Here is a 15,904-nt window from a genome sequence, read left to right on the forward strand (position 1 = left end):
GGGAGGCGGGGGGCATCAGATCCACTCCCGGGGATTGCGCAGCACCTCTTCCAGCCGGGCCTCCGGGGTGCCGGGCTCCGGGTGGTAGTCGTAGCGCCAGCGCACGCGCGGCGGCAGCGACATGAGGATGGACTCCGTGCGCCCCTGCGTCTCCAGGCCGAAGATGGTGCCCCGGTCATAGACGAGGTTGAACTCCACGTAGCGCCCCCTGCGCACCTCCTGCCAGAAGCGCTGTTCGTCCGTCACCGGCGTGGCCTTGCGCCGCTCGGCGATGGGCAGGTACGCGGGGATGAAGGCGTTGCCGCACTCCTGCACGAAGGCGAACTCGCGCTCCAGGTCGCCGCCCATGTTCTCGAAGAAGAGGCCGCCCACGCCGCGCGCCTCGCCCCGGTGGCGCAGGTGGAAGTACGAGTCGCACGCGGCCTTGAAGCGCGGGTAGTAGGCGGGGTCGTGCGCGTCGCACGCCGTCTTGTGCACGCGGTGGAAGTGGGCCGCGTCCTCGTCGTGCAGGTAGTACGGCGTCAGGTCCGCGCCGCCGCCGAACCACGCGCGCGAGCCCTGCTGGATGAAGCGGTAGTTGGCGTGCACGGTGGGCACGTGCGGGCTGCGCGGGTGCAGCACCAGCGACAGGCCCCCGGCCCAGAAGGAGCGCCCCTCGCCCTGGAGCTTCTTGGCGAAGGCCTCCTCCAGCTCGCCGTACACGATGGAGGTGTTGACGCCCGCCTTCTCCAGGACGGCGCCCTCCTCCAGCACGCGGCTGCGGCCACCGCCACCGCCCGGCCGGCTCCACGCGTCCTCGCGGAAGCGGCCCTGCCCGTCCAGCGTCTCCAGCGCTCCGCAGATGTCATCCTGGAGCTTCTGGATGAAGGCGGTCATCCGCCCCTTCATCGCCTCCACGTCCACCGTCGCCGTCATGTGCCCGTTGTCTCCCGTGCGGTTACGACCGGGTGGGGATGCTACTAGGGGCCCTTGGCGGATGGGGCCTCGAAGTCCACGGGCGGCGTGGACGGCGCCAGGTTGCCCGCCGCATCGAAGGCCTCGATGCGCGCCCGGTAGCTGCGGCCGTCCTCCAGCGCGAACGCCCCCCCGCAGGCCTCATGGCCCAGATAAGCGGTGTTGGCCTGCACGGGCAGCAGGTACTGCTGCGGGGTGACGCCCAGCCGGCGCGGGGACAGCTTCACCACGAGGTAGGACGGGCTCTCCTCGCGCAGGGCGAGGTTCAGCTTCACGAACCGCGCGATGCCCTGGGGCGAGCGGCGCACGAAGCCCTCCGACACGGCGGGCCGCTTCACCCACTTGGGCGCCTTGGAGTCCGCGCCCTTGCCGCTGAGCCAGGAGGGCTGCACGCCGGCGCGGCCATTGAGCACCGACACGTTGGGGAGCAGTTCGTCCAGGCGCAGCGTGTAGCGCTTGTCGGGCTGCATCGGCTCCGACGGCTTGAGGATGACGACGGCGCGGCCCAGGGTGCTCTCCCAGCCCTTGGTCACCTTGAGCTTCACCTCGTGGCCGTCCGTGGTGAGCTTCAGCGGCTTGCCCACGAGCGCCAGCACGGGCGAGCGCGCGGTGCCCACGCCCTCCAGCAGCAGGCGCATGTTGGTGGGGACGATGCCCCCGGGCGCGGGGTACAGCTGGATGCCGTCCCCGGTGCACTGGGCGGAGGCGGAGGCGGCACAGAACAGGGCGGCGACGAACACGCAGGCTCGGAACACGGTGCCCTCCAGTGTGCGCCGGGAACGCGCACGGGCAAAGTCAAAGCGGGCCCAGGTCCAGATGCGGGGCCCCGTGAGGGAACAGCGGCTCTCAGTGCCTGCGCCCCTCATCGTCGTTCAGCACGATGGGGCCGAAGCGCGCTTCATAGCGCTGCACGTTCTCCTGGAGGGCCAGGAGCAGCCGCTTCAGGTGACGCGGGTTGGTGATGATGCGCGAGCGGACGCGGGCCAGGGGCTGCTGCGGCTGGACGTAGAGGAAATCCAGCACGAACTCGGAGTCCGTGTGGTTCACCAGGGCCAGGTTGCAGTACTGGCCGTTGGCCACCTCGTCATCCATCTGCACCTGAAGCTGCATGTCCGGGGGTTTCGGAGGAGTGTCCGCCATGAATCAGGCGGCATAGCGCCTGGAGCGCGCCATGGCCAGTGTCCACCGGGTGAGCACGCGCTGGCGGGACATCGACGGGGAGTCCACGGCACCCTTCGCCCTGGGCCAGGGCCCGGACGCCTGCCTGCTCCTGCATGGCTTCACCGGCAGCCCCTGGGAGGTGCGGCCCCTGGGCGAGGCCCTGGCCGCGCGAGGGCTGCGCGTCGTGGCGCCCCGGCTTCCCGGCCACGGCACCACGCCGGAGGCGCTGCTGGAGGTGGACCACCGCGACTGGCAGGACGCCGCGGACGAGGCGCTCCAGGCCTTGAGCGGCCACCGCCGCGTGTTCGTGGCGGGGCTGTCCATGGGAGCGCTGCTGGCCCTGCGGCTGGCGGCGCACCACCCGGACCGGGTGCGGGGGCTCGCGCTGGTGGCGCCCGCGGTGCGCTTCCGGGGCCCGCGCATGGCGCTGGTGCGCCAGTTGTGCCGCACGCCCCTGCTCGAGTGGACGACGCCGTGGGTGGACAAGGGCGGCACGGACATCTCTGACGCCACGGCGCTGGCGCAGGCGCCCGTGCTGCCGGCCTTCCCCGTGGCCCGGCTGAGGGATTTGTGCACGCTGCAGGACCTGGCGGTGGCGGACGTGCCCCGGGTGCGCTGCCCGGTGCTGGTGGCGACCGCGGAGCAGGACCACGTGGTGGATCCGGAGGGTGGGCGCTGGTTGGAGCGGCGGCTGACGGCGGCGCCGGAGGTGCGGCGGGTGTCGTTCCGGGAGGGCTTCCACATCATCCCGCGCGACGTGTCCGGGCCGCTGCTCGCCGCGGAGGTGGGGGACTTCGTGGAGCGCTGGCGTGAGAGGGATTGCGTCAGGCCCGCTTGGGGAGGGGAGGCGCAAGCCGCGCCACCGCCGTGAGCAGCTCCACCGCGTCGAGCGGCTTGGTGACGAAGGCGCTGAAGCCCGCGCGCAGGGCCCGGTCGCGGTCCTCGCGGCGGGCGGCGGCGGTGACGGCCAGCGCGGGCACCCCGCCGCCGGACTCCCAGGGCAGCGAGCGCAGCCGGTACAGCAGCGAATAGCCGTCCTCGCCGGACAGCGACACGTCCGTCACCAGCACCGTGGGCGGCGTGCGGCGCACCTCGTCCATCGCGTCGGTGACGTTGGTGGCGGTGAGCACGTGGGCGCCCACGCGGGTGAGCAGCACGGACATCCACTCGCGCGCATCCGGTTCGCCGTCCACCACCAGGACGCGCTGCCCCTCCAGCTCCGGGAAGCGCGGCAGCGTCAGGCCCTCCAGCGGCCGGGGCCCGCGCGCCACGCACGGCGCCATCCCCACGCGCGAGCGGGGCAGGAAGACGGTGAAGGTGGCGCCCCTGCCCTGCCCTTCGCTGGCCGCGGACACGGTGCCCCCGTGCAGCTCCACCAGGTGGCGGACGATGGACAGCCCCAGGCCCAGGCCGCCGTGGTGCCGGCTGACGCCCGTGTCCGCCTGCTGGAAGCGCTGGAAGAGGAAGGGCAGGAAGTCGGCGGGGATGCCCTCGCCGTCGTCCTTCACCACCAGCTCCGCGCCCTCATCGCGCGCCCGCGCGGACACCGACACGCGGCCCCCGGGCGGGGTGAACTTGATGGCATTGGCGAGCAGGTTCCACGCCACCTGCTGCAGACGGTCCGGGTCGCCGAACAGCGGCACGCCGTCCGGGTCCACGGAGATGTCCAGCGTCAGCTCGCGCGCGAGCGCCGTGGGCCTCACCGCGTCCAGCGCCGCGTCCACCACGCGCCCCAGCTCCAGCGGCACCGGCTCCAATCGCAGCCGTCCACTGGCGATGCGGCCAATGTCCAGCAGGTCCTCGATGAGCTGTCTTTGGGCGCGGGCGTTGCGTTCGATGGCCGCCACGGCGCGCTGGCGCTTGTCCTCGCTCAACAGGCCCTGCCGCAGCATCTGCGACCAGCCGAGGATGGACGTGAGCGGCGTGCGCAGCTCGTGCGACACCGTGGCGAGGAAGGCGTCCTTGGCGCGGCTGGCGGCCTCCGCGGCGCTCCGGGCCGCGCGCTCCTCGTCATACAGCCGCGCGCGGTCCAGGGCCTGCGCGCACTGGCGGCTCACCGTCATCAGGAAGGCGCGCTCCGCCTCGTCGAAGTCGCGCGCGTCGCCGAAGCCCAACCCCAGCACGCCGAACACGCGGCCCCCGCTCACCAGCGGCACCGACGCCCACCCCTTCAGCTCCAGCTCGCGCGGCAGCTGCGCCAGGCGCGGGTAGCGCGCCATGCACTCGGTCCAGGAGCCCATCGCGCACGGCTCGCGGGTGCGGGCCACGTCCGTGAGGGGACAGGTGGCGGAGACCTCGAAGCGCCGCCAGTCCTCCAGGTGACCCGGGGAGAAGCCGTGCGCGGCGACGCGCTCGAAGACGTCCTCGGACCCTGGCGAGGGCACCACCACGAGGCTGGTGAGGGCGCCCAGGGCGATGGCCCCCTCGCGCGCGACCACCTCCACCACCTGGCCGGGGGTGAGCGCCTCGGAGAGCGCGGCGGTCATCGCCTGCAGGCGTTCGGTGCGCCAGGACGCGGTGGTCCACGCGGCGCGGCGGGTCTGCACCAGCTCCGTCACGTCCACCGCGAAGGCGAGCACGCCCTCCACCTGGCCCTTCGCGTCGCGGCGGGGCAGCAGGGACAGGTTGAAGAAGAGCTCCTCGTCGGAGGGGCGCACGCGGGCGCTCGTCTCGCGCAGGTGCAGGGGCTGCCCGGTGGTGAAGACGCGGTCCCAGGCGTCGTGCCAGGAGGAGCCGTCCAGGTGGGGACAGGCCTCGCGCAGACAGACGCCCACCTGTCCGCGCGTGTCGAGCAGCGCCAGGCGCGTGGCGGTGCTGAACTCGATGAGGTGGCCCGGCCCGCGATAGAGGCCGAAGAAGGCAGGCAGCTGCTGGAGCAGTTCCTGGAGATGGAGAGGCTCGCCGTCAGGCGGGGCCACCCAGCCGGCCTGGGCTTCTTTCACAGGATGCCCCCTCCCTTCCCTGGCGGGCGCCAGGGCCCCCTCGCGGGAAGCGGTGGCCATTAAACGCCGGGCCTCCCCGCCTGGCACGAAAAGCAACCCGCGGGCGGAGCCAAGTGTCCGGGGATGGGCGGTGTCACCCGCTGCTGGCGTCCAGTAGCGGGCATCCGCTCCGGGGCAGCGGAAACGGTGCGGGGTGCCGGGCGTCGGTTATGTCGATGCCAGGCATGCCTTCTCCCCTCCCTGATTCGCGGCCTCTCGTCGAACTGCGCGGCGTCACCAAGTCCTATGCGGAAGGGGACTCCGTGCGCGAGGTGCTGTCCGGCACGTCGCTCACCCTCCACCGCGGCGAGTTCGTGGTGCTCCTGGGCCGCAGCGGCTCCGGCAAGTCCACGCTCCTCAACCTCATCAGCGGCATCGACCAGGCGACGCAGGGCGAAATCCTGGTGGAGGGCCGCGACCTGGGGCGCATGAAGGAGCGCGAGCGCACGCTGCTGCGCCGCGAGCGCGTGGGCTTCATCTTCCAGGCCTTCAACCTGCTGCCCACGCTGACGGTGGAGGAGAACGTGCGGCTGCCGCTGGAGCTGCTCGGCCGCACGGGCACGGAGGCCAGCGCAAGGGCGCACGAATTGCTCACGCGCGTGGGGCTCTCCGGCCGGGCGGGCAGCTTCCCGGACCGGCTGTCCGGCGGCGAGCAGCAGCGCGTGGCGGTGGCGCGGGCCCTGGCCCATGCACCGCCGCTGTTATTGGCGGACGAGCCCACGGGCAACCTGGACGAGGAGACCGGCAAGCACGTGCTGGACCTGCTGGAGGGGCTCACGCGCCAGGGGGATACGTGCGCGCTCGTCGTCACGCACGAGCCCGGGATGGCGGCGCGCGCGGACCGGGTGCTGACGATGGAGGGCGGACGGCTGGTGGAGCGGCCCGGCGGCGCGCGCAGGGTGACGTCATGAGGGCGCTGCTCGCGCGTTCCAGCCTGCGCCACCTGGGCGGGCACCCGTGGCTCACCGCGCTGTCGCTCCTGGGTATCGCGATGGGCGTGGCGGTGGTGGTGTCCATCGACCTGGCGAGCGGTAGCGCGCTGCGCGCCTTCGAGCAGTCCACGGACGTCGTCGCCGGCAAGGCCACGCATCAAATCGTGGGCGGCACGTCGGGCTTGCCCGAAGGGGTCTACACCGCGCTGAAGCTGCGGTCGGACGCGCCCGCGGCGGCGCCCGTGGTGCAGGGCTTCGTGCAGGTGGAGGGCGGCAACCAGCGCACGCTCACGCTGCTGGGATTGGATCCCTTTTCGGAAGCGCCCTTCCGCGACTTCTCCACGGGGAACGCGGTGGGGGACGTGGGCGCGCTGCTCACGAAGCCCGGCGCGGTGGTGATGGGCGCGAAGACGGCGCAAGCCCTGGGCGTGAAGGCAGGTGACACGCTGCCGGTGATGGTGTCGGGGCTGCGCAAGGAGTTGCACGTGGCGGCCCTGCTGTCCCCGGCGCAGGAGGCGACGGAGCGGGCGCTGGAATCGCTGGTGATCTCCGACCTCTCCACCGCGCAGGAGGTGCTGGAGCAGCAGGGAAAGCTGACGCGCGTGGACCTGAGCCTGCCGGACGGTGAAGCGCAGGCCGCGCGCCTGCGGGCCGCCCTGCCCCAGGGCGCGGAGCTGGTGCAGACGTCCGGACGCGCGGGCACGGTGGAGCAGATGACGCGGGCGTTCCGCACCAACCTCACCGCGCTGTCGCTGCTGGCGCTCGTGGTGGGGATGTTCCTCATCTACAACACGATGACGTTCTCCGTGGTGCAGCGGCGCGGGATGCTGGGCCGGCTGCGCGCGGTGGGCGTGACGCGCGGGGAGCTGTTCGGGCTGGTGCTGGGCGAGGCGCTGGTGCTGGGCGTGGTGGGCACCACCGCGGGCCTGCTGCTGGGCATCCTGATGGCCAGCGGGCTCGTGGGCCTCATCACGCGCACCATCAATGATTTGTACTTCGTGGTGAACGTGCGCCGGTTGTCATTGGAGCCCTTCACGCTCATCAAGGGATTGGGGTTGGGGCTGGGCGCCACGGTGCTCGCGGCGCTGGTGCCCGCGTGGGAGGCGGCGCGCGCGACGCCCGTGACGGCGCTGCGGCGCTCGACGGAGGAGGACGTGTCGCACCGGAGGGCCCCCCAGCGCGCGTTGCTGGGCTTGGGGCTGCTGGCCCTGTCGGTGGGGCTGCTCGCGTGGCCCACGCAGGCGCTGCCACCCGCGTATGCGGGGCTGTTCGGCGTGATGATGGGCACCGCGCTGCTGGTGCCCTGGGTGACGGAGAAGCTGACGCTGGCGGCGGCGTGGCCCCTGGGCGCGCTGTTCGGTCCGCTGGGGCGCATGGCGGCGCGCGGGGTGACGGCGAGCCTGTCGCGCACGGCGGTGGCGCTGGCGGCGCTGATGGTCGCGGTGGCGACGACGGTGGGCGTGGGGCTGATGGTGTCCAGCTTCCGGGGCACGGTGGTGTCGTGGCTGGAGGCCGCGCTGCAGGCGGACGTGTTCGTGTCCCCGCCGTCGCTGGTGGCGCGGCGCGGGGACTCGGCGATGGTGCCGGGGCTGGCGGAGAAGCTGCGCGCCACGCCCGGCGTCGTGGCGAGCGGCTCCATCCGCGTCGTCCAGGTGCGCGTCGGGGAGGTGGAGACCGACCTGCTGGCCATCGACTTCGCGCAGGGGCAGGAGCGCAGCTATCGCTTCAAGGAAGGGAGCACGGAGGACATCTGGCGGCAGGTGGACGCGTCGCCGGACGTGCTGCTCGTGTCGGAGCCGTTCGCCTTCCACCGCAAGGTGCGCGCGGGCGACACGTTGCGCGTGTCCACGGACAAGGGGCCACACGACTTCCGCGTGGGGGGCGTGTACTTCGACTACGGCTCCGACGTGGGGACGGTGCTGATGCCGCGCGCCACGTATGACCACTGGTACGCGGACCGGAGCGTCACGGGGCTGTCGCTGTTCGCGGCGCCAGGACTGGACGTGGACGAGCTGGTGTCCCGGGTGCGCGACCGCGCGGGCGGTGAGCAGGCGTTGAACGTGCGCGCGAACAAGGTGCTGCGGCAGACGTCGCTGGAGGTGTTCGACCGCACCTTCACCATCACGCAGGTGCTGCGCTTGCTGGCCATTGGCGTGGCGTTCGTGGGCGTGCTGAGCGCGCTGATGTCGCTGCAACTGGAGCGGGCGCGCGAGTTCGCGGTGCTGCGCGCGACGGGGCTCACGCCGGGGCAGCTCTGGGGCATGGTGTCGTTGCAGACGGGGCTCTTGGGATTGCTCGCGGGGTTGTTCTCCATCCCGTTGGGATTGGCATTGGCGTACGTGCTGGTGCACGTCATCAATCAGCGCTCGTTCGGGTGGACGTTGCAGTTGGTGGTGGCTCCCGGCGTGGTGGTGCAGGCGATGGTGCTGGCCCTGGTGGCGGCGGCGCTCGCGGGGCTGTACCCGGCGTGGCGGATGGCGCGGGCGAACCCGGCGATGGCGTTGCGGGAGGAGTGAGGCATGGGGCGCGGACTCGTCATCGGGGTGGTGGTGGTGCTGGCCGCGCTGGGCGTGGCGGTGGGCGTCGTGATGCGGGACACGGAGGAGGCGCTCCTGGACGGCTCCGGCACGATGACGGTCGCCAGCGCGCTGGGCGGTGGCGACGGCGGCATGGAGGGCTATACGCGCGCGGTGGAGCCGCGTCCCTTCCGCTTCCCCGAGGACCACGGCCCGCATCCCGACTTCCGCACCGAGTGGTGGTACTGGACGGGCAATCTGGAGACGGAGGACGGGCGGGCTTTCGGCTACCAGTTCACGGTGTTCCGCAGCGCGCTCGCGCCGGAGAAGCCGGAGCGGGGTTCCGCCTGGGGCACGCGGCAGATCGCCATGGCGCACTTCACGGTGACGGACGTGAGCGCCGGACGGTTCCACGTCACCGAGCGCTTCAGCCGCGCGGCCCTGGGGCTCGCGGGTGCGGAGGGCTCACCGTTCCGTGTCTGGGTTCAGGACTGGGACGTGCGGAGTGAGGGCACGGCGAGCACGTGGCCCATGCGCCTGCGCGCGCAGGGTGACGGCGTGACGCTGGACCTGGTGATGGACGAGGGCAAGCCGCCGGTGCTCCAGGGCGACCGGGGGCTGAGCCAGAAGGGCGCGGAGAAGGGCAACGCGTCCTACTACTACTCGATGACGCGCATGCCCTCGCGGGGCACGGTGTCCGTGGGTGGGCAGACGGTGTCGGTGAAGGGTGAGAGCTGGATGGACCGGGAGTGGAGCACCAGCGCGCTCGGCCCGGACCTGGTGGGCTGGGATTGGTTCGCGCTCCAGCTCTCCGACGGCAGCGAGCTGATGAACTACCAACTGCGCGACAAGGCCGGGAAGGCGGATCCGTTCAGCGCGGGCGCCTGGGTTCCCGCCACGGGCGAGTCCGTGCACCTGACCCGCGAGGACGTGAAGCTGGAGGTCCTGGCCACCTGGAAGAGTCCGCGCGGAGGCGAGTATCCGGCACGCTGGCGCATCAGCGTTCCCAAGCTGTCCCTGGACCTCACCGTGACGCCGAAGCTGGAGAACCAGGAGCTGCCGGTGAGCGTGCGCTACTGGGAGGGCGCGGTGTCGCTGGAGGGCACGCGCGAGGGCAAGCCCGTGCAGGGACGCGGCTACGTGGAGCTGACGGGATACGCGGATGCCCCGCGGTCGGAGGATGTGACCACTCGTAGCCGCACGCCGTGACGCCAGTCGGATGGGCCGCGGCAACACCGGGGGTGTATGTCCTTGCACCCAACACTCCTGGAGTTGCTGACAATGCGCTCTTCAAACACATCCGCGCCTCTGCTGCTGGGGCTCGTCCTCGCGCTGGGGCTGAGCGCCACGGCATGCGGAGACGACGACGAGGGCCAGAGCTGCACCGTGGGCACCGCCCAGCACCGCACGGACCTGTTCTTCGGGCGGGACCGGGCGGGCGGCGTGCCCGTCAGCGAGGCGGAGTTCCAGACGTTCGTCGACACCGTCGTCACGCCCCGCTTCAGAGAAGGGCTGACCCTGTACGACGCGAACGGGCAGTACCAGCTGGAGGACGGGACACTGGTACACGAGCTCAGCAAGATCATCGTGCTGCTGCACGACGGCAGCACGGCGCGCTCGGCGGACATCGACTTCATCCGTGAGGAGTACAAGCGTCAATTCGACCAGGAGGCCGTCCTCCGCGTTGACGCCCCCTCCTGCGTGGCGTTCTGACGGCCCGTCCGGCACCGGTGCCGGGGCGCACCTGGGCTACATTGCGCGCCCATGAACGTCCTCATCACCGGGGCCACGGGCCTCATCGGCAACGCCATCGCCCATCGGCTCGCGAAGCGGGGGGACTCTGTCCGAGCGCTCGTGCGCGACCCGAACAGGGCCGCGGCGCTGCTGCCGGCTTCCGTGCAGTGCATCCAGGGCGACATCACCGTCCCCGCCTCGCTGCCCGCCGCGATGCAGGACGTGGACCTCGTCTTCCACGCGGCGGGCATGCCGGAGCAGTGGCACCGCGACGACTCCATCTTCGACCGCGTGAACCGCCAGGGCAGCATCAACGTCCTGTCCGCCGCGCACGCCGCGAAGGTGCGCCGCGTGGTCTACACGTCCACCATGGATGTCTTCGCCGCGCCCCGGGGCGGTGAGGTCGTCGAAGCCAACATCGACCCGCACCCCAAGCCCACCGTCTACGAGCGCTCCAAGCAGGACGCCGAGCGCGCCGTCGAAGCCATCCGCCAGCAGGGCCTGGACGTCGTCTACATCAACCCTTCAGCCGTCTACGGCCCCAGCCCCGTGCACGTGGGCCTCAACTCCTTCTTCATCCAGCTCCTCAACAAGAAGGCCCCGCTGCTCCCGCCAGGCGGCATGTCCGTCGTCTACGTGGACGGTCTCACCGACGCGCAGCTCGCCGCCGCCGAGCGCGGCGTCAACGGGGAGCGCTACCTCGTCTCCGACCAGTACATCCACAACGCGGACCTGGCGCTCGCCATCCACCGCGCCGCCGGGGCCGGAAAGCCTCCGCCCACCGCGCCCGTCTTCCTGATGGAGGCCCTGGCCCGAGTGTCCGCGCCGCTCGCGCGTGTGTTCCCCTTCACCCCGCTCGTCGCGCCCGGCCAGCTGTCCTTCATGCGCTGGGAGGCCCATGTGAACTCCGCCAAGGCGCAGCGCGAGTTGGCCTTCCGCCCCACCCCGCTCGAAGAAGGCGTGGCCCAGACCGTGGCCTTCCTGCGCGCGCAAAAGCTCGTCCCGCAGGCCTGAACTCCAAGCGTCAGCCAGGGCCGGGCGCGGACTCGTGGTAGTGGATGGCCATCCACGTCCCGGCCTTGCGGTGGAAGAGGAAGCTCACGCGCCCGTCGTTCGTGAATGCCCCCTCCCCTCCCACACGCTCGCCCTCGAAGCGGTACGTGAAGAAGGCGAAGGCCAGCTCGCCCATCACGTCGAGCGTCACGTCCTCCAGGGTCATCCGCGTGGCCCGCGCCAGGTGCGAGCGCAGCCCGCCGTAGTACTTCGCGATGCCCATCCACCCGCGCACGACCTGCGCCCGCTCCTGCGGCACGTAGAGCAACTGCGGATACTCCCGGTCCCAGAGGGCCTGCAGCTTCGCGACGTCCAGCGACTCGAAGCCGGCGCGGTACTGCTCCAGCAACGCCGTGAGCTGCTGCCTGTCCGTGTCCACCGACGCCATGCACCACCGCTCCCTGTCGTTCCACGCAAACAAGAACGTGGGGGCCCGCCCCACAGGGATGACGGACCCCCACGCATGTTGACACCAGGAGGGCGGACGACAGCATCCGCCTGACTTCAATCTGGAGACGCGCCGCACGGCGTGGAACCGGGTTGTCAGCGCCCCACCTCCCGGCTGCTTTCGTTCGAGGGCAAGCGGACACGTCGCGCGCCCGCCTGCTCAGCAGGCAGGGACACGAAGCCCTGTGTCGCGCGCTCGACATGGGGTGTCGCACCGGCCGGTGGGTACCACTTTAGAACCCATCCCGCGCCCCACGGGTCCCATCCCCGTGAGGACGCGACGTGGATCCACCCATCACCACGGAGTGACACATGGCACTGCTAGGAACCCTGCTGGGCGCATTGACCGGATCGGGCCGGAGGAGCTCGGGCTGGAACCGGGGACGCAGCTCCTACGGCCGCCGTCCCATCGGCTTTGGCACCCGCGGACGTCAGACGAGCAGCGGCTTCGGCGGCTCGCTGGGCCGGATGGCGATGGCCGGGCTCGCCACCTACGGCGTGCGCCGCTTCCTCAACAGCCGGCGCTCGGCCTCTGCTGGCTATTGAGCCGCGACGACGGATGGCCGACGCGGTGGCGCTGGGAAGTACCGTGGACTTCCCCCTGACAGGCGCGACCGACGCCGGCTGCTTCGGGCCACGGGAGGGTTCCACGGCCTCCTCCCGGTGCCTGACATCTCGCACGCGCCGTCCGTGCACGCGCCTGCGCCTGGAGTAGGGTCCCCTTCCATGTCCGGCCCACCGCCGGCGCACAGAGGACTCGCACGCATGGCGAAGGCGAAATACGTCCTGGCCCTGGACCAGGGCACCACCGGCACCCACGTCTCCATCCTCGACACCCGGTTGCAGGTGGTGGGGAGCTCCTACAAGGAGCTGACCCAGCACTTCCCCAAGCCCTCCTGGGTGGAGCACGACCTGAAGGAGATCTGGGCCAGCAGCGAGTGGTGCATCGCGCGCGCCCTCAAGGACGCGGGCCTCACCGGCAAGGACATCGCCGTGGTGGGCATCACCAACCAGCGCGAGACGACGGGCCTGTGGGCCCGCGACGGCGGCGAACCCCTGGGTCGCGCCATCGTCTGGCAGGACCGCCGCACCTCCGACATCTGCGCGCAGCTCAAGGCCGAAGGTGTCGAGCCCCGCGTGCGTGAGATGACGGGCCTCGTGTTGGATCCGTACTTCTCCGGCACCAAGCTCACCTGGCTCTTCAAGCACCTCAAGGGCGCGAAGAAGCGCGCCGAGCGCGGCGACGTGTGCTTCGGCACCATGGACTCCTGGCTCGTCTACAAGCTCACCGGCGGCGCCGCCCACGTCACCGACGTGTCCAATGCCAGCCGCACCCTGCTCATGGACCTGCGCACGCTCGCGTGGGACGACGAGCTCTGTTCGCTCCTGGGCGTTCCCCGCGCGTGCCTGCCGGACATCAAGGGCAACGCGGAGGTGTACGGCACCACGCGCGGCATGAAGAGCCTGCCGGACGGCGTGCTCGTCGCGGGCATGGCGGGAGATCAGCAGGCCGCCCTCTTCGGTCAGGCGTGCTTCACGCCCGGCGAATCCAAGTGCACCTACGGCACGGGCGCCTTCCTGTTGATGAACACCGGCACCCAGCCGGTGCGCTCCACCGCGGGGCTGCTCACCACCGTGGCGTGGAAATTGGGCAACACCACGCACTATGCGTTGGAGGGCAGCAGCTTCATCGCGGGCGCCGCGGTGCAGTGGCTGCGCGACGGCCTCAAGGTCATCAAGAAGGCCTCGGACGTGGAGGCGCTCGCCGCCAGCGTGAAGGACTCCGGCGACGTCGTCTTCGTGCCGGCGCTCGCGGGCCTGGGCGCGCCGCACTGGCGTCCGGAGGCGCGAGGCCTGTTCGCCGGCATCGACCGCTCCACCACCGTGGCCCACCTGGCGCGCGCGACGCTGGAGGGCGTGGCGCTCCAGATTCACGACCTGGCGGACGCCATGCGCCGCGACAGCGGACGGGACATCCCCACGTTCAAGGCGGACGGGGGCGCGGCGGCCAACAACCTGCTCATGCAGTTCCAGGCGGACCTGCTGGGCGTGCCGGTGGTGCGTCCGCGCAACCTGGAGACCACCGCCCTGGGCGCGGCCTTCCTGGGCGGCCTGGGCGCCGGGGTGTGGACCAGCCCGGATGCCATCCGCCGCGCGTGGAAGGCGGACCGCACCTTCAAGCCGAAGATGAAGCCCGAGGTGCGTGAGCGCCACCTGGAAAAATGGAAGCGGGCGGTTGCGAAGGCGTGAGGTGAAGCGCCCAAGTGTGGACGTCGCACGCGCCGGGGCTTCCATCGGACGGAGGAGCGGGTAGAAAGCGCGGCATGGCCTACGACCGCACGTTGCTCGCCCCGGATGCGCTCCAGACCTTCCTCGCGAAGCATCCCGCCTGGACGCACGAGGGCGGGATGATCCGCCGCGTCTATGAGGCGCCTTCGTTCCTGGAAGGCATCGCCTTCGTGGAGAAGGTGGCCCGGGCCGCCGAGGCCGCCAACCACCACCCGGACATCGACATCCGGTGGCGCAAGGTGACGCTGGCGCTCGTCACCCACGACGCGGGCGGCATCACCTTCCGTGACACCGACCTGGCCACGGAGGCGGACCGCCTCTTCGCCGAAGGGACCGGCGGTCGGTGAGCGCGGGTCTCCGTAGGGCGGCGTGGGCCCTGGCGTGCGCGGTGGGGTTCGCCGCGGCCCCGGCCCTCGCGCAGGACGTCCCCACCGAACCGCGCCCGGAGCGGCTGTACTTCAACTCCGGCGCGCTCCTGGGCTCGTCGCGGGTGGTGGGCCTGGGCGGCGCCTACGTGGGCATCGCCGAGGGCGCCGCGGGCTTCCCCAGCAACCTCTCCGCGCTCGCGCAGCGCAGCCCCTCGCTGGAGCGGGACTGGGACCTGGGCGTCACCCTGTCCTGGCTGGACCTGCCCTTCACCAGCACCCAGCGCCGGGACGTGGACAACGACGGCCTCGCCGACGAGTCCGTGGACAGCCGGCAGCTGCTGGGCGCGTTGATGTTGCAATACAAACGCTTCGGCATCGGCTTCCTGTGGCGCAACGGCCGCACCGGCTACTGCCTCACGCTGGGTTGCCGGGGCCAGGGCGAGCAGCTGCGCGTGTCGCTCACCCAGTCCGTGCTCGCGGGCTCGGTGGCGTTCGGCCAGGACGACTTCATCCTGTCGCTGGGCATCTTCTCCGCGCAGGCGAGCTTCAGTGAGCTGGGCGACGAATCCTGGCGCTACGGCGACACCGGCGTGGCGGTGGACATGCTGTACCGTCCCCACGGGCGGCCCTACCGCATTGGCGTGGCGGTGCGGCCGGAGGTGGTGGCCGGCTGGCGCCGCGACGACGGGCAGAGTCCCTTCATCGCGGGGCGTCAAATCTACGCGGCCGTGGTGTCGCCCGCGGTGCTGTCGCTGGGGGCGAGCTGGCGGTTGGGCGAGGGCGCGCACCGCTACAACCGGCTGTCCCCCGCCGCGCGGCGTCAGCTCCAGGTGGAGGGGGACGCCCTGCCGGTACCCGCGGAGGAGCCCCGGGACGCGCTCGCCGGCCGGTGGCTCATCACCGCCCAGGTGGACCTCATCTCCAGCGTGAGCAACGCGGTGTCGGCGAACTCGTTCTCCTCCACGGCGGAGCCCCAGCTCGTGGGCGACACCGCCCTGTTCCAGCCGCGCGTGGGCGCCGAATGGGACACCTTCCCGGGCCTGCTGCGCCTGCGCGTGGGCACCTGGCTGGAGGCGTCCCCCTTCCCGGAGCGCAACCCCCGGCCGCACCTCACCGGCGGCCTGGAGCTGTTCGTGCTGCGCTACTGGGAGGACTGGTCCATCAACGCGTCGTTCGACCTGGCGAGCCGCTACTCCAACTGGGGCATCTCCATCGGCTTCTGGCGCTGATGTCTGTGTTTGGGGACGGGTGGGAAAACGCGAGGACCTTCCGGGGTGCTCGCGTGTCCCGTCCAAGGTGTCCCGGAGCCCAGGGAACCCCAGAGTGCGTGAGCAGCAGCGGGCGACCGAGCAACCTCCAGGGCGCGCGTTGCTGGTGTGCGAGAGCGTGAGAACCCTGCCACTCACGGAGCGGAGGGGGGTTTTCATGTATCAGGGGCGGGGGTGGCGCCGGACTGTCGTGGGTGCGAC

15 protein-coding genes are annotated in these 15,904 nt (G+C 71.6%); 10 read left to right on the forward strand and 5 right to left on the reverse strand.

Annotation, left to right across the window (positions count from 1 at the left end; translation table 11 throughout):
• Window positions 1–15: 15 nt before the first annotated feature.
• The 3 genes from hemF to D7X12_RS28615 form a co-directional block, all read right to left on the reverse strand.
• Complete coding sequence (gene hemF / locus D7X12_RS28605; RefSeq protein ID WP_120628434.1) at window positions 16–915, reverse strand: oxygen-dependent coproporphyrinogen oxidase; 900 nt, start codon at window positions 913–915, stop codon at window positions 16–18.
• Between the two features lie 44 nt (window positions 916–959).
• Complete coding sequence (locus D7X12_RS28610) at window positions 960–1,709, reverse strand: hypothetical protein (RefSeq protein WP_244224838.1); 750 nt, start codon at window positions 1,707–1,709, stop codon at window positions 960–962.
• A gap of 91 nt (window positions 1,710–1,800) precedes the next feature.
• Window positions 1,801–2,094 carry a DUF3467 domain-containing protein gene (locus D7X12_RS28615; RefSeq protein ID WP_120628435.1) on the reverse strand — a complete coding sequence of 98 codons (294 nt, stop codon included), beginning with the start codon at window positions 2,092–2,094 and terminating at the stop codon, window positions 1,801–1,803.
• Between the two features lie 70 nt (window positions 2,095–2,164).
• Here D7X12_RS28615 and D7X12_RS28620 point away from each other — a divergent pair, with 70 nt between their 5' ends.
• The gene (locus D7X12_RS28620) at window positions 2,165–2,986 is read left to right on the forward strand and encodes an alpha/beta hydrolase (protein ID WP_120628446.1); all 822 of its coding nucleotides are present in this window, start codon (window positions 2,165–2,167) and stop codon (window positions 2,984–2,986) included.
• Here D7X12_RS28620 and D7X12_RS28625 read toward each other — a convergent pair.
• On the reverse strand, window positions 2,940–5,057 hold the full coding sequence (locus D7X12_RS28625; RefSeq protein WP_158620140.1) for an ATP-binding protein: 2,118 nt from the start codon (window positions 5,055–5,057) through the stop codon (window positions 2,940–2,942). The genes D7X12_RS28620 and D7X12_RS28625 overlap by 47 nt on opposite strands.
• 224 nt (window positions 5,058–5,281) lie before the next feature.
• Here D7X12_RS28625 and D7X12_RS28630 point away from each other — a divergent pair, with 224 nt between their 5' ends.
• From D7X12_RS28630 to D7X12_RS28650, 5 genes are all read left to right on the forward strand, one after another.
• Window positions 5,282–6,007, forward strand: a complete 726-nt coding sequence (locus D7X12_RS28630) for an ABC transporter ATP-binding protein (protein WP_120628447.1) — start codon at window positions 5,282–5,284, stop codon at window positions 6,005–6,007.
• A complete protein-coding gene (locus D7X12_RS28635; protein ID WP_120628437.1) occupies window positions 6,004–8,544 on the forward strand; it encodes an ABC transporter permease in 2,541 nt (846 codons plus the stop codon). Before D7X12_RS28630 ends, D7X12_RS28635 begins: the two co-directional genes overlap by 4 nt.
• A 3-nt stretch (window positions 8,545–8,547) precedes the next feature.
• The gene (locus D7X12_RS28640) at window positions 8,548–9,753 is read left to right on the forward strand and encodes a lipocalin-like domain-containing protein (protein WP_120628438.1); all 1,206 of its coding nucleotides are present in this window, start codon (window positions 8,548–8,550) and stop codon (window positions 9,751–9,753) included.
• A 72-nt stretch (window positions 9,754–9,825) separates the two neighbouring features.
• Window positions 9,826–10,257, forward strand: coding sequence for a DUF3574 domain-containing protein (locus D7X12_RS28645; RefSeq protein WP_120628439.1), 432 nt, complete (start codon window positions 9,826–9,828; stop codon window positions 10,255–10,257).
• Between the two features lie 51 nt (window positions 10,258–10,308).
• A complete protein-coding gene (locus tag D7X12_RS28650; RefSeq protein ID WP_120628440.1) occupies window positions 10,309–11,292 on the forward strand; it encodes an SDR family NAD(P)-dependent oxidoreductase in 984 nt (327 codons plus the stop codon).
• Window positions 11,293–11,302: 10 nt separating this feature from the next.
• Here the strand turns inward: D7X12_RS28650 and D7X12_RS28655 are convergent, their stop codons facing one another.
• Window positions 11,303–11,719 carry a YybH family protein gene (locus D7X12_RS28655; RefSeq protein ID WP_120628441.1) on the reverse strand — a complete coding sequence of 139 codons (417 nt, stop codon included), beginning with the start codon at window positions 11,717–11,719 and terminating at the stop codon, window positions 11,303–11,305.
• 371 nt (window positions 11,720–12,090) lie between these two features.
• On the opposite strand from D7X12_RS28655, the gene D7X12_RS28660 reads away from it, so the two are divergent.
• From D7X12_RS28660 to D7X12_RS28675, 4 genes are all read left to right on the forward strand, one after another.
• Complete coding sequence (locus D7X12_RS28660; protein WP_120628442.1) at window positions 12,091–12,324, forward strand: hypothetical protein; 234 nt, start codon at window positions 12,091–12,093, stop codon at window positions 12,322–12,324.
• Between the two features lie 219 nt (window positions 12,325–12,543).
• Window positions 12,544–14,028, forward strand: a complete 1,485-nt coding sequence (gene glpK / locus D7X12_RS28665; protein ID WP_120628443.1) for a glycerol kinase GlpK — start codon at window positions 12,544–12,546, stop codon at window positions 14,026–14,028.
• Between the two features lie 74 nt (window positions 14,029–14,102).
• The gene (locus D7X12_RS28670; RefSeq protein WP_120613238.1) at window positions 14,103–14,414 is read left to right on the forward strand and encodes a 4a-hydroxytetrahydrobiopterin dehydratase; all 312 of its coding nucleotides are present in this window, start codon (window positions 14,103–14,105) and stop codon (window positions 14,412–14,414) included.
• A complete protein-coding gene (locus D7X12_RS28675) occupies window positions 14,411–15,664 on the forward strand; it encodes a hypothetical protein (RefSeq protein ID WP_120628444.1) in 1,254 nt (417 codons plus the stop codon). The genes D7X12_RS28670 and D7X12_RS28675 overlap by 4 nt, the downstream gene beginning before the upstream one ends.
• Window positions 15,665–15,904 lie beyond the last annotated feature (240 nt).

Origin of the sequence: Corallococcus sicarius (assembly GCF_003611735.1) — a bacterium.
Taxonomy (GTDB): Bacteria; Myxococcota; Myxococcia; order Myxococcales; family Myxococcaceae; genus Corallococcus; species Corallococcus sicarius.

Coding starts and splice junctions, on each gene's coding strand:
- D7X12_RS28635 (WP_120628437.1), top strand. CDS start 6,004: ATGAGGGCGCTGCTCGCGCGTTCCAGCCTGCGCCACCTGGGCGGGCAC.
- D7X12_RS28660 (WP_120628442.1), top strand. CDS start 12,091: ATGGCACTGCTAGGAACCCTGCTGGGCGCATTGACCGGATCGGGCCGG.
- D7X12_RS28640 (WP_120628438.1), top strand. CDS start 8,548: ATGGGGCGCGGACTCGTCATCGGGGTGGTGGTGGTGCTGGCCGCGCTG.
- glpK (WP_120628443.1), top strand. CDS start 12,544: ATGGCGAAGGCGAAATACGTCCTGGCCCTGGACCAGGGCACCACCGGC.
- hemF (WP_120628434.1), bottom strand. CDS start 915: ATGACGGCGACGGTGGACGTGGAGGCGATGAAGGGGCGGATGACCGCC.
- D7X12_RS28630 (WP_120628447.1), top strand. CDS start 5,282: ATGCCTTCTCCCCTCCCTGATTCGCGGCCTCTCGTCGAACTGCGCGGC.
- D7X12_RS28615 (WP_120628435.1), bottom strand. CDS start 2,094: ATGGCGGACACTCCTCCGAAACCCCCGGACATGCAGCTTCAGGTGCAG.
- D7X12_RS28670 (WP_120613238.1), top strand. CDS start 14,103: ATGGCCTACGACCGCACGTTGCTCGCCCCGGATGCGCTCCAGACCTTC.
- D7X12_RS28655 (WP_120628441.1), bottom strand. CDS start 11,719: ATGGCGTCGGTGGACACGGACAGGCAGCAGCTCACGGCGTTGCTGGAG.
- D7X12_RS28645 (WP_120628439.1), top strand. CDS start 9,826: ATGCGCTCTTCAAACACATCCGCGCCTCTGCTGCTGGGGCTCGTCCTC.
- D7X12_RS28650 (WP_120628440.1), top strand. CDS start 10,309: ATGAACGTCCTCATCACCGGGGCCACGGGCCTCATCGGCAACGCCATC.